The organism is Ekhidna lutea (assembly GCF_900188325.1).
Classification (GTDB): Bacteria; Bacteroidota; Bacteroidia; order Cytophagales; family Cyclobacteriaceae; genus Ekhidna; species Ekhidna lutea.
On the sequence record NZ_FZPD01000004.1, the window covers coordinates 396,951 to 412,799 of the forward strand.

Annotated in this window: 18 protein-coding genes and 1 tRNA gene; 12 read left to right on the forward strand and 7 right to left on the reverse strand. The window is 39.9% G+C overall.

Features of this window, described 5'->3' with window-relative positions; translation table 11 throughout:
* The first annotated feature begins 72 nt into the window (after positions 1-72).
* Together CHB71_RS12865 and CHB71_RS12870 are read left to right on the forward strand one after the other, a co-directional pair.
* A complete protein-coding gene (locus tag CHB71_RS12865) occupies positions 73-405 on the forward strand; it encodes a PadR family transcriptional regulator (RefSeq protein ID WP_089357329.1) in 333 nt (110 codons plus the stop codon).
* Complete coding sequence (locus CHB71_RS12870; protein WP_089357330.1) at positions 392-3,034, forward strand: FtsX-like permease family protein; 2,643 nt, start codon at positions 392-394, stop codon at positions 3,032-3,034. Before CHB71_RS12865 ends, CHB71_RS12870 begins: the two co-directional genes overlap by 14 nt.
* A 36-nt stretch (positions 3,035-3,070) precedes the next feature.
* Here CHB71_RS12870 and CHB71_RS12875 read toward each other — a convergent pair whose 3' ends face one another.
* From CHB71_RS12875 to CHB71_RS12885, 3 genes are all read right to left on the reverse strand, one after another.
* Entirely contained in the window at positions 3,071-3,481 is a 411-nt protein-coding gene (locus tag CHB71_RS12875; RefSeq protein ID WP_089357331.1) for a type II toxin-antitoxin system VapC family toxin, read from the reverse strand.
* On the reverse strand, positions 3,482-3,715 hold the full coding sequence (locus tag CHB71_RS12880) for a ribbon-helix-helix domain-containing protein (protein WP_089357332.1): 234 nt from the start codon (positions 3,713-3,715) through the stop codon (positions 3,482-3,484).
* 62 nt (positions 3,716-3,777) lie between these two features.
* Entirely contained in the window at positions 3,778-4,596 is an 819-nt protein-coding gene (locus tag CHB71_RS12885) for a sterol desaturase family protein (protein ID WP_089357333.1), read from the reverse strand.
* Positions 4,597-4,716: 120 nt separating this feature from the next.
* Between CHB71_RS12885 and CHB71_RS12890 the strand changes: the two genes are divergently transcribed.
* Complete coding sequence (locus tag CHB71_RS12890; protein WP_089357334.1) at positions 4,717-5,985, forward strand: hypothetical protein; 1,269 nt, start codon at positions 4,717-4,719, stop codon at positions 5,983-5,985.
* Here the strand turns inward: CHB71_RS12890 and asnS are convergent.
* Positions 5,982-7,436 (reverse strand): asparagine--tRNA ligase, encoded by a 1,455-nt coding sequence (gene asnS, locus CHB71_RS12895; protein WP_089357335.1) that lies wholly within the window; start codon positions 7,434-7,436, stop codon positions 5,982-5,984. The genes CHB71_RS12890 and asnS overlap by 4 nt on opposite strands.
* Positions 7,437-7,589: 153 nt before the next feature.
* On the opposite strand from asnS, the gene rpoN reads away from it, so the two are divergent.
* Together rpoN and CHB71_RS12905 are read left to right on the forward strand one after the other, a co-directional pair.
* Positions 7,590-9,026, forward strand: coding sequence for an RNA polymerase factor sigma-54 (gene rpoN, locus CHB71_RS12900; protein ID WP_089357336.1), 1,437 nt, complete (start codon positions 7,590-7,592; stop codon positions 9,024-9,026).
* Positions 9,027-9,034: 8 nt separating this feature from the next.
* The gene (locus CHB71_RS12905) at positions 9,035-9,637 is read left to right on the forward strand and encodes a phosphatase PAP2 family protein (protein ID WP_089357337.1); all 603 of its coding nucleotides are present in this window, start codon (positions 9,035-9,037) and stop codon (positions 9,635-9,637) included.
* Here the strand turns inward: CHB71_RS12905 and CHB71_RS12910 are convergent.
* Positions 9,634-10,326, reverse strand: coding sequence for an outer membrane beta-barrel protein (locus CHB71_RS12910; RefSeq protein ID WP_089357338.1), 693 nt, complete (start codon positions 10,324-10,326; stop codon positions 9,634-9,636). The two genes, CHB71_RS12905 and CHB71_RS12910, sit on opposite strands and share 4 nt — an antisense overlap.
* A gap of 161 nt (positions 10,327-10,487) precedes the next feature.
* On the opposite strand from CHB71_RS12910, the gene CHB71_RS12915 reads away from it, so the two are divergent.
* Both CHB71_RS12915 and CHB71_RS12920 read left to right on the forward strand, forming a co-directional pair.
* A tRNA-Arg gene (locus tag CHB71_RS12915) sits at positions 10,488-10,561 on the forward strand.
* A gap of 256 nt (positions 10,562-10,817) precedes the next feature.
* Positions 10,818-12,062, forward strand: coding sequence for a site-specific integrase (locus tag CHB71_RS12920; protein ID WP_089357339.1), 1,245 nt, complete (start codon positions 10,818-10,820; stop codon positions 12,060-12,062).
* On the opposite strand, the gene CHB71_RS12925 is transcribed toward CHB71_RS12920, so the two are convergent.
* On the reverse strand, positions 12,052-12,246 hold the full coding sequence (locus CHB71_RS12925; protein WP_089357340.1) for a hypothetical protein: 195 nt from the start codon (positions 12,244-12,246) through the stop codon (positions 12,052-12,054). The genes CHB71_RS12920 and CHB71_RS12925 overlap by 11 nt on opposite strands.
* Positions 12,247-12,392: 146 nt before the next feature.
* Here CHB71_RS12925 and CHB71_RS12930 point away from each other — a divergent pair, with 146 nt between their 5' ends.
* The 4 genes from CHB71_RS12930 to CHB71_RS19230 all read left to right on the forward strand — a co-directional run bounded on the left by CHB71_RS12930 (position 12,393) and on the right by CHB71_RS19230 (position 14,536).
* Positions 12,393-13,166, forward strand: coding sequence for a hypothetical protein (locus CHB71_RS12930; protein WP_089357341.1), 774 nt, complete (start codon positions 12,393-12,395; stop codon positions 13,164-13,166).
* Between the two features lie 7 nt (positions 13,167-13,173).
* Positions 13,174-13,797: a DUF5675 family protein gene (locus tag CHB71_RS18935; RefSeq protein WP_221406725.1), complete on the forward strand. Its 624-nt coding sequence runs from the start codon at positions 13,174-13,176 to the stop codon at positions 13,795-13,797.
* A complete protein-coding gene (locus CHB71_RS12945; RefSeq protein ID WP_089357342.1) occupies positions 13,790-13,993 on the forward strand; it encodes a hypothetical protein in 204 nt (67 codons plus the stop codon). Before CHB71_RS18935 ends, CHB71_RS12945 begins: the two co-directional genes overlap by 8 nt.
* 411 nt (positions 13,994-14,404) lie before the next feature.
* On the forward strand, positions 14,405-14,536 hold the full coding sequence (locus CHB71_RS19230) for a helix-turn-helix domain-containing protein (RefSeq protein WP_089357561.1): 132 nt from the start codon (positions 14,405-14,407) through the stop codon (positions 14,534-14,536).
* A gap of 142 nt (positions 14,537-14,678) precedes the next feature.
* Here CHB71_RS19230 and CHB71_RS12960 read toward each other — a convergent pair whose 3' ends face one another.
* Entirely contained in the window at positions 14,679-15,050 is a 372-nt protein-coding gene (locus CHB71_RS12960) for a DoxX family membrane protein (protein ID WP_089357344.1), read from the reverse strand.
* A 125-nt stretch (positions 15,051-15,175) separates the two neighbouring features.
* Here CHB71_RS12960 and CHB71_RS12965 point away from each other — a divergent pair, with 125 nt between their 5' ends.
* Positions 15,176-15,847, forward strand: coding sequence for an RNA polymerase sigma factor (locus CHB71_RS12965; protein ID WP_089357345.1), 672 nt, complete (start codon positions 15,176-15,178; stop codon positions 15,845-15,847).
* The last annotated feature ends 2 nt before the right edge of the window (positions 15,848-15,849 follow it).

Consider the following 15,849-nt stretch of genomic DNA (forward strand, 5'->3'; position numbering starts at 1 on the left):
GGTTTTTTTGTTTCATATCCGTTTGTTATACGATTAGGAAACTAATTATAAATCCTTTCGTATTACCATACCATGAAGCACACACAGCTAGGTGAGTTCGAAGAGCTTGTACTACTCATTGTCGGATCACTGCATGACAATGCCTATAGCATTTCTATAAAGAATGAACTTAAGGAAAAGACTAAACGCAACCCGAGTATAGGTGCCCTTCACTCTGCGCTTAATAGGCTGGAAAAGAAAGGTTTCATTTCCTCTCATGAAGGAGGGGCAACTGCCGAGCGAGGCGGAAGACGCAAGCGGTTCTATCAAATTACGGCCTTTGGCAGAAAAGCGCTTGATCAAGTGTACGAATTAAGGTCTTCTTTATATCAAACATTACCCAACGTCAGCTATGCAGGGGAATGATCACAGTAAACATCCTCCAAGGTGGCCTGATAAGTTCTTGGGATGGTTTTGCCATGAAGAACATCTCGAAATTTTGAGAGGTGATGTGTACGAACTCTATGCTGAACGGATCGCAGAACACAGAAAATGGAAAGCAAATCTTCTCTTCTATCTTGACATAATTGGCTTATGCCGGCCATTCGTATTTAAACAAAAATCTCAAACTCCAAACACCATTGCCATGTTCAAAAATTACCTGAAGGTTACTTACAGAAACTTTGTTAATCAGAAAGTCTACTCCGGTCTCAATGCCATCGGTTTAGCAATCGGGCTGGCTTGCACTATTTTGATTTGTATTTATATCAATGATGAGCTCAGTTTTGACAAGTTTCACTCCAAATCAGATCGTATTTATCGGGTAGTTGAAAAATTTGAAAGTGAAGGTGTAGGAGAACATTCTGCCAGCCTCCCCTTCCCGACCGGGCCAGCTTTAAAGAATGATTTTGAAAGGCAAGTTGAAGGGGTTGTTAGGTTTTTCAACTTCCAGTCTCCAACATTAGCCTTGGCTAATAAAGTAGCTGACAAAGGCTTCAATGAGCCAAACATATTTTTTGCTGACTCTACATTTTTTAATGTGTTCGATTTCGAGTTGATAGCCGGAGATAAGCAATCGGCACTTGCTGAACCAAATTCAGTTTTGATCACCCGATCAATGGCAAAAAAGTATTTCACAGATGAAGATCCAATGGGTAAGACACTGGAGTTTCAGGGAAATCATCATTTATTAGTGACGGGAGTACTCGAAGACACTCCTAAAAATGCCCATTTCAAGTTTGATTTCATTGTTTCCTTTTCTAGTTTGAAAAAAAATTACGGAGGAGGGTACCCAACTACCTGGTATTGGAATCCCTGCTGGACCTATATCGTACTTGAGGAAAACACGGGCAAAGAAGAGTTTGAAGCTCAACTGGAACCTTTTGTTCTTAAATACTTCCCCGATTTTATTAAAGAAGACATTGAACTTCAGTTACAACCAATTGAGGACATACATCTCCATAGCAAACTGGACTATGAAATTACTGGCAATAGTGACATCAAAAACGTTTACATCTTTGGGCTAGTGGCAATATTTGTTCTCATTATTGCATCCATAAATTTCATAAACCTGAGTACCGCCAGAGCCAACAAGCGAGCCAAAGAGGTTGGTGTTCGCAAATCGCTTGGCAGTGCGAAATCGCAGCTTATCAGTCAGTTTATTTTTGAATCGATTGTGCTGACATTCGTGTCCCTTATTTTAGCCATTGCGATTGTTGCCCTGGTGCTTCCGGCATTTAACCAGTTGACTGAAAAAGCGGTACCACTTTCCATCCTATTAGAACCTGCTTTCTTCTTTGGCCTTATTGGTGCCGGACTTGGAATTGGACTCTTGGCTGGCTTCTACCCAGCCTTCGTACTTTCCTCATTCAAAACAATACTTGTATTAAAAAACAGTCACTTAAAAACAAGTGGCCTCAACTTTCGAAGGGTTCTAGTGACCAGTCAGTTCGCAATCTCAATTATGCTAATCATTGGAACGTTCATTGTACTCAACCAGCTCAACTACTTACAAAATAAGGATGCAGGATTTAGTGATGAGGATGTGGTAATGATACCGGTGCTTCAATCACCAATGGGCCAGCATTATGAAAATTTTAAGAATACAGCACTGCAAAGCACACACATCCACTCCTTAACTGCCGTAGAAGAAATAGTAGGTGCAAAATCACAGGTTGGCAACTACAAGTTTGAAGGAATGGAACAGTCCAAGCCTTTTCCAAGGTTTAACGTTCGTCATGATTTTACGTCTACAATGAATATCCCGCTGGTGGCCGGCAGGGCGTACGACCAATCCATTCAGACAGATGACTCTCTTGCACTGATCGTAAACGAAACGTTGGTGAAAAGCATGAACTGGTCAATCGATGAGGCGGTTGGGAAACGATTTGAATATCGAGGAGAAATGAAAGGTCAAATTGTGGGGGTTGTGAAGGACTACAACTTTGCTTCAAAGCATCATCCAATAGCTCCACTTGTATTGACTCTTAACACTCGTCCTGGAGCTTTCAATCTATTTATTAAATATGTGGCTGTAAAAATTGATGGAACGCAGGTGCAAAATGCGCTTTCAGATTTAGAACAAGCATGGGTGTCCGTTTTACCACAACGTCCATTTGATTTTTTCTTTTTAGATGATCGTTTAAACGATTCATACAAGTCTGAACAAAAACTAAGTAGTGTGACGCTTATATTTTCAATATTGGCAATTTTAGTGGCCTGCCTAGGCTTATTTGGACTGGCTACATTTAGCCTGGAGCAACGAACAAAGGAGATTGGGGTTCGAAAAGTACTGGGAATAAGTACCGCGCAAATCATGGTACTGTTATCTAAAGAATTTATGTTTCTGATAGCTGTGGCATTTATTATATCGATTCCACTAGCATATTATTCACTTAATGAATGGCTTAATGGGTTTGCGTTTAGAATTGGCATTGAAGTATGGCCCTTTATTGTAGCAGGACTAATCACTTTCATTATTTCCATGCTTACAGTTTCCTATCATGCATACAGAGCATCATCTATAAACCCCGCTAATACACTAAAATATGAGTGATGGTAATTGAGTCAATTCATCTATTTTAATGGTGTATTATCTCTCCTCATATCTCCAGTTTTCAATTTGAATACCTTGAATTCTTTCAAATTCTCTTTCATTCGAAGTTACCAGTATCAAGTTATTCGCAATTGCAGTGGAGGCAATAAGTATATCATATGCTCCAATTGGAGTTCCAGCTTTTTCAAGTGATGCTCTAATATTTGAAGCAGCAATAGATTCTTTTGACCCAAAAGGCAGAATAACTACATCATTTAGAAATCCCAAAACAGCATCCTTAATAGCTCTTTTTAGATTAGAATTCTTTTCCAGACCATAGCGCAACTCATATTCTGTAATTGCAGAAGTCCCAATTTGAAGTGGGGAGGTAGATTTTATTTTCTCAATTGTATTTAGATCTCCCTTTACAAAATCACTTATTACACATGTATCAAAGAGATACTTCATCTAAAAAATATCCTGATTTGGAGGTTTTAATTCATCCCTGAATTTCTCAAAGGGTTCAATCGATTGATCACTTTCGAATTTATCAATCCACGTACCCCATGAAGTGTTTTTATCCTGCTTTAATAAAAGCTCTATCGCGTTTCGAAAAGCTGCACTTCGTGATATTCCTTTACTTTTAACGTAAGCCTCAAATTGCTCTTTTAGCCCATTAGGTAAATAAATTGAAAGATTCATGGTGGTAAATATATTTATATTATAATATATTATAATACATTCCGCCTCTATCTAAAGTTCCACTAATAATCAGTCTTGATACTTTTGTTCAATGGTAGGCCTAGTTGATAGCCAACATTTTCATCTTTCGTTTCATCAACCACATCCAGTCCGTATTTAATTTTTCGGGGATCATCATAGACGAACGTGCCAAAAATTCGATCCCAAAGTGAAAAAATATTTCCAAAGTTCGTATCAGTCCATGGTCGTTCAAAGTGATGATGGAACTTGTGAACATTTGGGGTGATAAACAGATAACTTAATGGTTTATCCAGCCATACCGGCAAGGAAATATTCGCATGTGAAACGTAGGTGAAGAAAATCGTGCAAATCCGGTAGAAAACATAAAATGAAACCGGAATTCCAAATACAATCACTGTGGCTATCGCAAAACATTCCCGAAGCAAATAATCGCCAGGATGATGCCTTGTACCGGTTGTTGCGTCCACTTTGGTATCACTGTGATGCACCATATGAAATTTCCACATCCACTTGACTCGATGAAGCATATAATGCACTACATATTGAGCGATAAAGTCCAGAGCCATCACAGCAATTAGCAATTCAACCAATAAAGGAAGTTCCACCATTTGAAGTAGCCCAATGTTAGATTCGCTCACCCAGAAGAAGACTCCAACAGTGGCTATTCCAACTAATACATTTATTACGAGCGAAAAGGATAGAAATATCAGATTAACGCCATCATGCTTCCACTTTTTATAGTTGTGCTGAACCAAAGGGATTATTGCTTCCAAAATCCAAACAAACAACAGGCAGGCAATCACCCATAGCAATTTTTGGATGGCAGGCATATTTTCAAAAAGGACCAGAAAGTCTTCCATAATAGTAAAAATACGTTAAGTGAATTGTGATCCAAAATTCAGGGTTCCTTCCTCCGTTCATGTTTTTTAGCCATGAGGATCCTGTATTTCATATCGATAATTCTGCTCTCCTTCAATCTGATGGCTCAAAAGCCTGGCATTGTGACTGATTCGATTATCTGCAAGCATGATAAGTCTCAGACATATGCTGTTTATCTCCCGTCAAACTATACAGAAGATAAAAAATGGCCAATTGTTTATTTTTTTGAACCCGCAGCGAGAGGTAAGGTTCCGGTTCAGTTGTATGCGGAAGTTGCAGAAGAATTAGGATACATTCTTGCGTGTACTAACAACTCCAGAAATGGCAGCTATGATAACAGCTTCAAAGCTGCAGATGCAATATTTGTTGACACTGAAAGTCGGTTTTCAATAGACAACAGCAGGATAATACTGAGTGGCTTTTCAGGGGGTTCCAGACTGGCACTTTCAATAGCAGTGATTACAAAGGCTGCTTACGGAGTGATTGGTGTTGGCGCTGCACAGCCCACCGTGCCACACTACATGGTTTTGGACAGAAAAAACTTCAAATATGCAGGACTTGTTGGAGCCAGGGATATGAACTACCTGGAGCATAAAACATTCCAATCACTTCTGAATGCTCTTTCAATGGACAACCTCCTACTGGTCAGTAACCTCAAACACAACTGGGCAACCCCAAGTGACTTTCGGATCGCATTATTGTGGATGCAAATGGTTGAAAGACCTAATGATCCCGGTAAATTTTATGAAGCATTGTACTCAAAAATCACAGTAGAAAAAGATTCTATTCCACTTTCTGATTTGATCTACATGGATGAGTTGACAATGGAAAAACCGTTGATCAATGAAAAGGACAAAAACACGAAAAAATTACTGCGAGAAGAATCTAAAATCATTAATAAAGAGCAAGGGATGGTGAAGGCTATCCAAGACTCAATTGCATCTGCTTTTAACCTGAACAGCTCAAATAACAGAAGTTTAAACTGGCTTTTGAAAAAAGTTGGTCAGATTAAAAATCTCAAGGAAAAATCTTCCAGCCTTTATGAAATAATGATGTATGACAGAGTACTCAATTATATGAGCGCTGCATGCTATGAGACAGGATTAAGCATGAAAGCTCGTGGGCTTATAAAACAAGCGCTCATTGGAATAGCCATTTGGGAGGCTGTTACTGAAAATCGTGTTTATGCAAACTGGTTGAAAGCAAGAGTTTACGCTCAAGATAAGAACACAACCCTCGCTATCCAGCACTTAGAAGCTGCCCTTCAATCCGGTAAAATTCAAAAAACGACCATATTCCGTGAGTCAGATTTCATTCACCTTCATGAACAGCAGCTTTTTAAAGATTTAATCGAGAGTTACTACAATTAAAACTCGCAGTTTCCCGGGGTTCGAGGAAATGGAATGACATCACGGATGTTACCCATTCCGGTTACAAACTGAATCATTCGCTCAAAGCCAAGACCATACCCGCTATGAGGAACCGTACCAAACTTTCTTGTATCCAGGTACCATTCCAGCTCATCTTTCGGAATATTCATTTCCTCCATTCGCTTTTCAAGATTACTCAGTCTTTCCTCTCTTTGTGAGCCTCCTACAATCTCACCGATACCAGGGAATAAAACATCCATTGCGGCTACTGTCTTCCCATCATCATTTTGTCGCATGTAGAATGCCTTGATGTCTTTAGGGTAATTAAAAAGGATAACAGGCTTTTTAAAGTGTTTCTCCACAAGAAAACGCTCATGTTCGGATTGTAGATCAGCACCCCATTCCTCAATTAGGTATTGAAATTTTTTCTTTTGATTCGGTTTAGATCGCTTTAAAATTTCAATGGCATCTGTATAGGAGATTCTTTCAAAATCATTTTCAGCCACAAACTGAAGTCTTTCCAAAAGAGACATTTCACTTCGCTGATTCTGAGGTTTGTGTTTCTCTTCCTCCAGTAATCGCTTATTCAAAAACTCCAGATCATCCTTGCAGTTTTCAAGGGCATGACACACCATGTATTTCAGCATCTCTTCAGCTAGATCCATGTTGTCATCCAGGTCATAGAAAGCCATCTCAGGCTCTACCATCCAGAACTCTGCCAGGTGCCTGGTTGTATTGCTATTCTCGGCACGAAAAGTCGGACCAAAAGTATAAATCTCAGAAACCGCTAGTGCCGCCAGCTCTCCCTCCAGCTGACCTGATACAGTCAGGTTTGTCTCTTTTTCAAAAAAGTCTTGTTTATAATCGACATGTCCCTCATCATTCTTTGGAACATTATTTAAATCAAGCGTAGTAACACGGAAGGTTTCTCCTGCCCCTTCTGCATCAGATGCAGTAAGAATTGGCGAGTGGAGATTTACAAAGCCTTTCTTGTGGAAGAAGGTATGCAAGGCATAAGCCATTTCATGTCGAACCCTCAGTATAGCCCCGAACGTGTTTGTTCTTGGGCGAAGGTGTGCTATCTCTCGCAGAAACTCCATTGAGTGACGCTTCGGTTGCAATGGGTATTCTTCTGGGTCAGCTTCTCCAAGCACTTTTATTTCTTTAACTAAAAGCTCCACACTTTGTCCAGCCCCCTGTGATTCCTCCAAAACTCCAATCGCTGAAATACTAGCACCTGTAGAGATTTTACGAAGCGTTTGCTCATCAATTTTTGGAGCGTCAAGTACGAGCTGTAAATTATTTATGGTAGAACCATCATTTAACGCAACAAACGCAACATTTTTGCTTGCACGCTTCGTTCGCACCCAACCTTTTACACATAATTCTGCTCCTGATTTTCCATCATTCAGAATTTGCCTGATTTTTGTTCTTCTAATTTTGTCTACCATCGTTAAATATTTGCGCCGCAAAAGTAACGAATGTGATATTTTTGACTCACATTGTGAGGTCTTATGCTTTTAGGCTTGCCTCTTAGAAAAGACTTTATTAATTATAATGCCTCAGAGCATAGCTCAGAGGTAGTACTGATTAGGACTTAAATAATGCAGAAACTCACACTTTCACAATCTCTACAGCAAAAACTGTCTCCACAGCAGATACAGTTTATTAAGCTTTTGCAGGTTCCCACTGCAGAATTGGAAGCACGCATAGAAGAAGAGCTGGAAGTGAATCCTGCGTTGGAAGAAGGAAAAGAAGAAAAAGAGTCTGACGAACAAACAGACGAATATGAGGAGGAATACGATACCACCAACGAGGGTATAGAGGATTATCTTCAGGACGACTATGCAGGGTACAAAATGCAAGGAGATGGAAGAAACCCAGATGAGGAAGAGAAAGAGTCTCCTATTTCCATGGGTAAGACGCTCCATGAGCACCTCATTTCTCAATTGGGCTACCTTAAGTTAGATGAACGGCAGGAAATACTGGGACGTCAGTTGATTGGAAGTATTGACTCGGATGGATATATCCGAAGAGAGATTGAAGCAATTGTAAATGATCTGGCATTTTCACAGGGCGTAGAAACAGATGAAGAAGAGCTTGAGAATCTGCTGTATAAAATTCAAAATTTTGATCCAGCAGGGATTGGAGCAAGAAACCTTCAGGAATGCCTATCGCTACAACTAGAGAGGAAAGACGATGACAATGAAGTGGTACAGGTAGCTCAACGCATCATCGACTCTTGTTTCAACGAATTCTCTAAGAAACACTATGACAAAATTTCCAGAAAGCTTGGGTTAGAGGACGAAAACCTGCTAAGGGAGGCTATTTATCTGATCACCAAACTAAACCCTAAACCGGGCGGCACAGGAGATGATGTGGCCAAAACTCAATATATCATCCCTGATTTCATTTTGGTAAACAACGATGAAAAGCTGGAATTGTCTCTCAACTCGAGAAATGCTCCGCAATTGAAAGTGAGTCGGTCGTATTCAGAAATGCTACAGGCATACGATAAAAGCAATAAAAAAGATAAAAAGCTCAAAGAGACTGTTTCCTTCATTAAACAAAAATTAGACTCTGCTAAATGGTTTATTGATGCGATTCGTCAAAGACAGCAGACATTGCTAAACACTATGCAGGCAATTATTGATTTTCAGTATGAATACTTCCTGGAAGGTGATGAAAGCAAGCTTAGACCTATGATCCTAAAAGATATAGCCGAACGAATTAATATGGATATTTCCACCGTTTCAAGGGTAGCTAGCAGTAAATCTGTTCAAACAGAGTTTGGAGTCTTCCCACTTAAATATTTCTTTTCTGAAGGCATTTCTACTGAATCTGGTGAAGATGTGAGCAGCAGGGAGGTGAAAAACAAACTCAAATCTTTTATCGAGGCAGAGGATAAGTCAAAACCATTGTCTGATGAGAAGCTGGAAAAGGCACTAAAGGAGTGTGGCTACAACATTGCCAGACGGACCGTAGCAAAGTATAGGGAACAGCTAAACATACCTGTGGCACGCCTCAGAAAAGAGCTTTGAAAATATTCATGAAGATAATTTCAGTGGCATTTCACCCACTGTTGATGGCAACCTATTTGAGTGCTTTGCTTTTCACTAAGGCTCCTGAATTATTTCCCCGGGTGATGCCTGAGATAATCCCGCAGTTTGTATTGGTTGTATTTATTACGACTGGTTTAATGCCCGCACTGAGCATTTTGCTCCTACGGACTTTCTCTTTTATATCAAACCTTGAGCTAACTAAGCGAAGCGAAAGAATTCGCCCCTTTATTTTCATTGCATTTTATTATGCAGCTTCTTCCTATCTTTTTGATGAGAAGCTTGGAATGGGTCCGATTTTTATGACCGTCATGATTAGCGTTTCCATTATGATCTCTTTATTGCTGGTCATCACAGTAAAATTTAAAATCAGCATACACTCAGCTGCCATTTGGTGTGGTGTTGGTTTCGTTAGTGCACTGGTAGTGACTTTAGGATTAAACCTTGGATGGTATTTTTATGGGCTTATTCTGGCTGCAGGACTTACAAGCACTAGCCGCTTATATCTGGGATACCACAGACCTAAAGAAGTATGGATAGGAGCTATACTTGGTTTTGTGTATAGCTTCCTTACCATCATTTTCTTTCTTTAGAATCCTGTTACATTGATTCCAATGGTTGTCATTACCGGGTTGCTTCCGTCTTGAAAAGAATCCTGAAACACATTAGAGGTGTATCGTTTATAGAAAAAATGAACGCCTTTGAATCCTGCTCTTACCTGATAGCCATATCTCAGTGAGTTAAGGTTAAACTCTCCTGAAGTTTTCTCTATTACAGTCTCACCATTGTTTTCATACTTCCATTTAGTGTGAGCGTTTAGTCTTAGCCCAATGATTGCACCAGCTCCGATGAAAAGTCCTTCTCCCTCTTCAGTTCCTTTAGGGTGAAACCTCAACTCCAATGGAATATCAAGATAAGTGACAGCTAGTCTGTTTTTATCAAAATTATGTGGGTTAGGGTTTATAACCACCGACCTCAAAGTATCATCAACAATCGTATTACTAAAAAGCGTAGAGGAATCTCCCAGACTTATCTTTTCCATACCCAAACCCAGGCCGTAGTTAAAAGACAATTTATTATTCAATACTTTTCGTTTTGAATAGTATACGCCAATAGATTTCGAAGCGAATACTTTCTTTTTCAAAGGTCCAGGCATTGATGACCACACATTGAATCCAACATCCACCATAAGATCGCCAGGGATATCAGGTCGCTTCATGCCATCTTGCGCGCTAGCGGATAGTAAAGTAAGAGAAAAAAATACTCCAATTAGATACTTCATGTGTTTGGTTTTATTTCCTGCAAAGAAGAGGCATTTTCGTTGTTTTTCTTCTTAATGAATGTTAAATGATGAATCTGCCTCCTGAAAAATTTCGGCAAAGATAGAATCATGGAGCAGTAACGAAAATTTTAAACCATAATTGTTACTTTTGCGCTCCTGTTGGACTCGTAGCACAACTGGATAATGCACCTGGTTACGGCCCAGGAGATTGGGGGTTCGAATCCCTCCGAGTTCACTTTTAGACTATCAAACCGTACCAAAACCCTCCATACACTATGTATGGAGGGTTTTTTATTTCCTACCCTACCCATAATATTCATTAGTTTTCATAATATTGGTTAACAGATCGGTTAACAAAGAAAGTGTTAACCGAATGATCTTTTTTAGCTCAAAAAGAGACATTTTGATGCATTTTGAGTATATTTATATAGGGATTGGGAGTTCTGATCCCTCCTGCAAAACCTAAAGAATCATGTTTTAAACCATTTGTTATGAATAACACATTTAGCATTCTCTTTTGGCTTTTGAATAGTCGTATAAGTAAAAAAACAGGTGAAGCTCCTATAATGGCAAGGATTACTGTCAATGGTAAAAGGGCCGAACTCGCCACTGGCAAAAAAGTGATGCCCGAGAAATGGAATGTTAATGCTGGTAAGGTTCGTGGGAATTCAGAAGAAGCGCGGGTAATTAATTATCACCTTTCTAAAATGGAAGTAAAGCTTCAAAAAATCTATGATAAACTGGTTGAGGACGATCAGTATATTTCCTCCTCAACTCTAAAAAATTTATTCCTTGGTAAGACCAATAAGCAACACTCCTTGCTGAAGCTTTTTAGATATCACAATGATTCGATTGAAAAGCAGGTGGGTAAAGAGTATTCATCAGGGACATTGGAAAGATACAAGACCGCCTATCGACATGTTGAATCGTTTGTGAAAGATCACTATGGCCGAGAGGATTTTGCTCTGAAGGATCTTAACTACACGTTTGTGAATGACTATGAACTATACCTAAAATCAACTAAGGGTATCGGACATAATACGACAATGAAATACATCCGGCAAATGAAGAAAATCATCATCTTGGCCATAAAAAATGAATGGCTTGATCGCGATCCGTTTGCCCGGTTTGAGATTACCACCAAAGAAGTCAAGAAAGGATATCTAAACAAAGAGGAATTATCAGAACTATACTCTAAAGAATTTGGAGCTGAGAGACTTGAACATGTTAGGGATGCTTTTCTGTTTTGCTGCTATACTGGTTTGTCATACTCAGATGTTAAGAAGCTAACACCAGACAATATTTCAAAAGGTATGGATGGTGAATGTTGGATTTTTGTAGATAGAACCAAAACTGGATCTTCATCAAATGTTCCACTTCTTCCTATTCCAGCGGAAATCATTAAGAAATACGAAACCCATCCCATTGTATTGAACACAGGTTGTCTCTTACCTATCATTTCAAACCAACGGGTAAATGCTTACCTAAAAGAGATTGCGACAATCTGCGGCATTAAAAAGAATGTTACTTTTCACATGGCCAGACACACATTCGCTACCACGGTTACCTTATCCAACGGAGTAGCGATCGAATCCGTAGGAAGTATGCTCGGTCATAAGAATCTCAAGACCACCCAGATTTATGCTAAAGTGGTCCAAGAAAAAGTGAGCGAAGACATGAAAGCTTTGAAGAATAAACTTGGCGCAAGTGGATTCGGAAAAGCGGTCAATCAATAAACTCCTCAATGAGGTTCTGGTCTATTCCGGTATAATGTGAAAACTCATGGATGGTCACCAGCTGGTGATCATCTTTTTTTAGCTCCTCTTTGATTCGCTTGATCATAAGCCTACCGTAGCGCTCACTTTTACCAGTAATGCGCTGAATATCCTTCGGGTAGATTATGATTCGTTTTAGCTTCATTTAGTTTCCTTCATACGCCATCTATGCTTAATCCATGAGGCATCTTCGGCAATAAGTGTCAGATGGTATCAAAGCCGGAATACGGTAATTGTCAAGCACTTCTAAATATGCGTTTTTTCAGCCATAAACCAAATTTTTATAAAGTTATGGCTCGACAAAAGGGTATCATTAAACTGAAAGGAACCATCGGGGATGTGTCCTTTTACAAATCAAAAGATGGCTATTTAGCCAGGGAAAAAGGTGGCGTGGACGGTGATCGAATCCGCAACGATCCGGCCTTCCAAAGGACCCGTGAAAACGGATCTGAATTTGGACGTGCCGGCAAGGCCGGGAAGATCCTGAGAAATGCTTTGCGACTGCTTTTGCAGAATGCATCAGACTCAAAAGTCACAAGCAGGCTGACCAAGGAGATGTTGCGAATCATCAAAACTGACACGAACAGTGCCAGGGGACAAAGGTCAATCGCTCAGGGTGATTTGAACCTCCTCGGTGGATTTGATTTCAACATCAATGGGAAGCTGGGCGCTACTATGTATGCTCCTTACCAATCACAAGTTGATAGAGCTTCCGGAGCATGTGGTGTGACCATCCCAGATTTCATTCCGGGTAACACCATTGCCTTTCCTTCAGGTGCTACGCACATGAAGTTTTTGGTAGGTGCTGCAGGTGTTGATTTTGAAACAGAGGCGTTTGAATTTCAGCAAGTGGATAGCGGTGAATTGGTCATTGGACCGGATGTGGTTAACCAACTGGATTTGGCAGTGAACCTGACTGCAGACAATGAGCTGGATATCTTCCTGGTATTGGGAATTGACTTCTTGCAGGAGGTGAATGGAGCGATGTATCCATTGAAAAATGGATCATACAATCCGTTGGCCATTGTAGGACTTGACCAATTCGTGGAAGCCCCAGCTGAGTAATTGCCACATGGAAGTAATTCTGAAAAGAACCTACCATGAGAACGGAACCAATGGGAAGCTCTACCATGGAAAGCAGCTGGTTTGCTTTACCATAGAGCTTCCCTGGCTCCAAAACCGAAGGAATGTTTCCTGCATTCCGGAAGGATCTTATGAGATAAGAAAACGCTACACCAAGACTAGGGGAAGTCATTTGATCCTGGAGAAAGTGCCTGACAGATCGGGCATTCTATTGCACCCGGCTAACAATGCATTGAAGGAACTGAAAGGATGCATTGCGCCAGTAAGCAAATTAGATGCTCCGGGAATCGGGTCTTTATCTCAGAAGGCTACAGAGAAACTTCAAAACCTCCTCTTTGAAGTTTTGGATCGAGATGAGGAGGTATTTCTAACTATTCAAAAGCAAATCGATATGAACGTTGTTGATAGAGTGAAGGCACCCACTCCTAAATTCTTTAAGGTGCTTAGAACTATTGGGCTAGGCCTGGCCGCAGCTGGTGGTGCAATCTTGGCATCTCCAATTGCCCTACCTGCTGGAATCGTCACCGTTGGTGGCTACCTGGTTGCCGGTGGAACAGTACTCGGCGCTGTAAGTCAAACAGCCGTCGATGATAAATGTGAGGAGGATGAGTGATCATCAAATCGCATCAGGAACAAAAGCTGGTACCGTAGGTGGAACACTGTTGAGTGTTGTCATGAACATTGATGCCGGGGACATTCTCCGGACAGTGATATTGGCAACTGTTGGAGCAATAGTGAGTTTCAGCATCTCGGTACTTCTGAAGTGGCTGGTCAGATCCTCGAGGAGGAAAAGAGATTCAGTTAAATAATCATTCAGCCCTCAAAACAATGAGGGCTTTTTTTTTGGGAAATTGATTGATTGATGTGCCTGGCACCAAGCGAACAACCTGACGTACATCCTCCTCTTATTTCCATCAGGCAGGTTTAATGCTTTGCCTTTGATAAACTCCATGCATTCCTCAAACTCCTGCTGATTCATTCTACCAAGGACATTCGTAATAACTGATGGATTCATGTGATTGAAAAAGCCTTCCATATAATTGATTTCTAAAAGAAAAAAAGAAAAAAAAGAAAGCTCTCTTCAGAAGTGGCGTGGGTAAAATGCAAGGCTTTGGTTCAGCGTGGGATGTGCTGGCATTGCAATTTTAATTGGAGCGGTCGGACGTGTGGAGCCGCTTATTTTTGTTTGGTTTTTTTGAGGAGGCGCACATGCTACTCATATCTCTCGATTAGAGAATGGACATAAGCAACCTACTCTTACTACGCTTTTTAAAATAGCTGATAAACTAGAGGTTAGTGTTGAATTATTGATTTCTAAAATCAAAATTATGCACCAAGATCATGAAAAATAGAGGAACCTGATTCCATTAATTAAGCATCATGAATTTCACGTCTATGCGATTGCGTATCTCAAAGAAATAAGGGAAAACAGATAGGTGAATCCTTTCTTCACACCCATCATAATTCCCTTATTTTCATTAAGAATTTAAAATATCAATTACTATTTGGTTCGGATAATTTTGCCAAAGAAAACGCCCCAATTGCCATAACCAAATCTCTTACGGCAACATCCACATAGCTCCAGCTAAAAATTAATGTTAAAGCGATAGCAACCAGCCAAGCCGAAACAACATACGCCCCAATTTTTGTTTTGGTCAGCACCAAAACACCTGCAACGATCTCCACAACACCTACAATCATCATAAACGTTGCAGCTTCAAAGGGTAACATGCTGGCAAATCCATCCGAAAGATATTGGCTCCAATTGGTTAAAAGATTGGTGAATTTATCCAGACCAGCTACGATCGGGACAAGCCCAAAAGTATATTTTAGGAGGTCTCTCACAAATTGTACGTTAGCGTTCATGATTTCAAAATTTTAATTGTTCAAAACTTGTTACCTCCATTAGAGGATTCAATTCCAAAAAGGATACAAATTTTTGTACCCTTTTAGAGGTTTCGGCATCTAAAATGAAAAACAGATTGTGAACTATGGAAGCAGTAGATATCAATGATTTTAACAATCACAGAATAAAAGAGGAAACAGTTATTAAGCGCATTTTAGGTGGCGAAAAAGAGCTTTACGAAATATTGGTAAGACGTAACAATCAAAAACTATATCGTATAATCAGAGGCTATCTAAAGGATGAATCTGAAATTGAGGATGTGATGCAGAATAGCTATTTGAAGGCATACACCAAGCTGTACCAATTTAATTTGAAATCTCAATTTTCCACTTGGCTCATTCGGATAGCTATTAACGAGTCACTTGCAGAAATAAAAAAGAAAGGCAAAATGGTACATCTAGGTGGCAATAGCCAAGATACGGATGATCGATTTGTTTTAGAACTCCCCGACAACCGACAATTAAATCCGCTAGAAAAAATGACACGAAAGGAAACCAAGCATCTATTGGAAAATGCTATTGACCAATTAGAAGAAAAATACCGTACAGTTTACATAATGAGAGAGGTTGAAGAAATGAGTTTGAAGGATGTTGCAGCAGCTTTAGATATCAGCATTTCAAATGTTAAAATAAGACTGCATCGCTCGAAAGGAATGATAAAAGAAACCTTGTACGAGATGTCAAATGACACTGAGATTTTTGAATTTGGTTTTAGTCGATGCGACAGAGTTACAGAGCAGGTAATGAAAAGAATTTAGTC

Coding starts and splice junctions, on each gene's coding strand:
- rpoN (WP_089357336.1), top strand. CDS start 7,590: ATGCAGAAACTCACACTTTCACAATCTCTACAGCAAAAACTGTCTCCA.
- CHB71_RS12870 (WP_089357330.1), top strand. CDS start 392: ATGCAGGGGAATGATCACAGTAAACATCCTCCAAGGTGGCCTGATAAG.
- asnS (WP_089357335.1), bottom strand. CDS start 7,436: ATGGTAGACAAAATTAGAAGAACAAAAATCAGGCAAATTCTGAATGAT.
- CHB71_RS12960 (WP_089357344.1), bottom strand. CDS start 15,050: ATGAACGCTAACGTACAATTTGTGAGAGACCTCCTAAAATATACTTTT.
- CHB71_RS12885 (WP_089357333.1), bottom strand. CDS start 4,596: ATGGAAGACTTTCTGGTCCTTTTTGAAAATATGCCTGCCATCCAAAAA.
- CHB71_RS12865 (WP_089357329.1), top strand. CDS start 73: ATGAAGCACACACAGCTAGGTGAGTTCGAAGAGCTTGTACTACTCATT.
- CHB71_RS12930 (WP_089357341.1), top strand. CDS start 12,393: ATGGCTCGACAAAAGGGTATCATTAAACTGAAAGGAACCATCGGGGAT.
- CHB71_RS12910 (WP_089357338.1), bottom strand. CDS start 10,326: ATGAAGTATCTAATTGGAGTATTTTTTTCTCTTACTTTACTATCCGCT.
- CHB71_RS18935 (WP_221406725.1), top strand. CDS start 13,174: ATGGAAGTAATTCTGAAAAGAACCTACCATGAGAACGGAACCAATGGG.
- CHB71_RS12945 (WP_089357342.1), top strand. CDS start 13,790: ATGAGTGATCATCAAATCGCATCAGGAACAAAAGCTGGTACCGTAGGT.
- CHB71_RS12875 (WP_089357331.1), bottom strand. CDS start 3,481: ATGAAGTATCTCTTTGATACATGTGTAATAAGTGATTTTGTAAAGGGA.
- CHB71_RS12905 (WP_089357337.1), top strand. CDS start 9,035: ATGAAGATAATTTCAGTGGCATTTCACCCACTGTTGATGGCAACCTAT.
- CHB71_RS12880 (WP_089357332.1), bottom strand. CDS start 3,715: ATGAATCTTTCAATTTATTTACCTAATGGGCTAAAAGAGCAATTTGAG.
- CHB71_RS12890 (WP_089357334.1), top strand. CDS start 4,717: ATGGCTCAAAAGCCTGGCATTGTGACTGATTCGATTATCTGCAAGCAT.
- CHB71_RS12920 (WP_089357339.1), top strand. CDS start 10,818: ATGAATAACACATTTAGCATTCTCTTTTGGCTTTTGAATAGTCGTATA.
- CHB71_RS12965 (WP_089357345.1), top strand. CDS start 15,176: ATGGAAGCAGTAGATATCAATGATTTTAACAATCACAGAATAAAAGAG.
- CHB71_RS12925 (WP_089357340.1), bottom strand. CDS start 12,246: ATGAAGCTAAAACGAATCATAATCTACCCGAAGGATATTCAGCGCATT.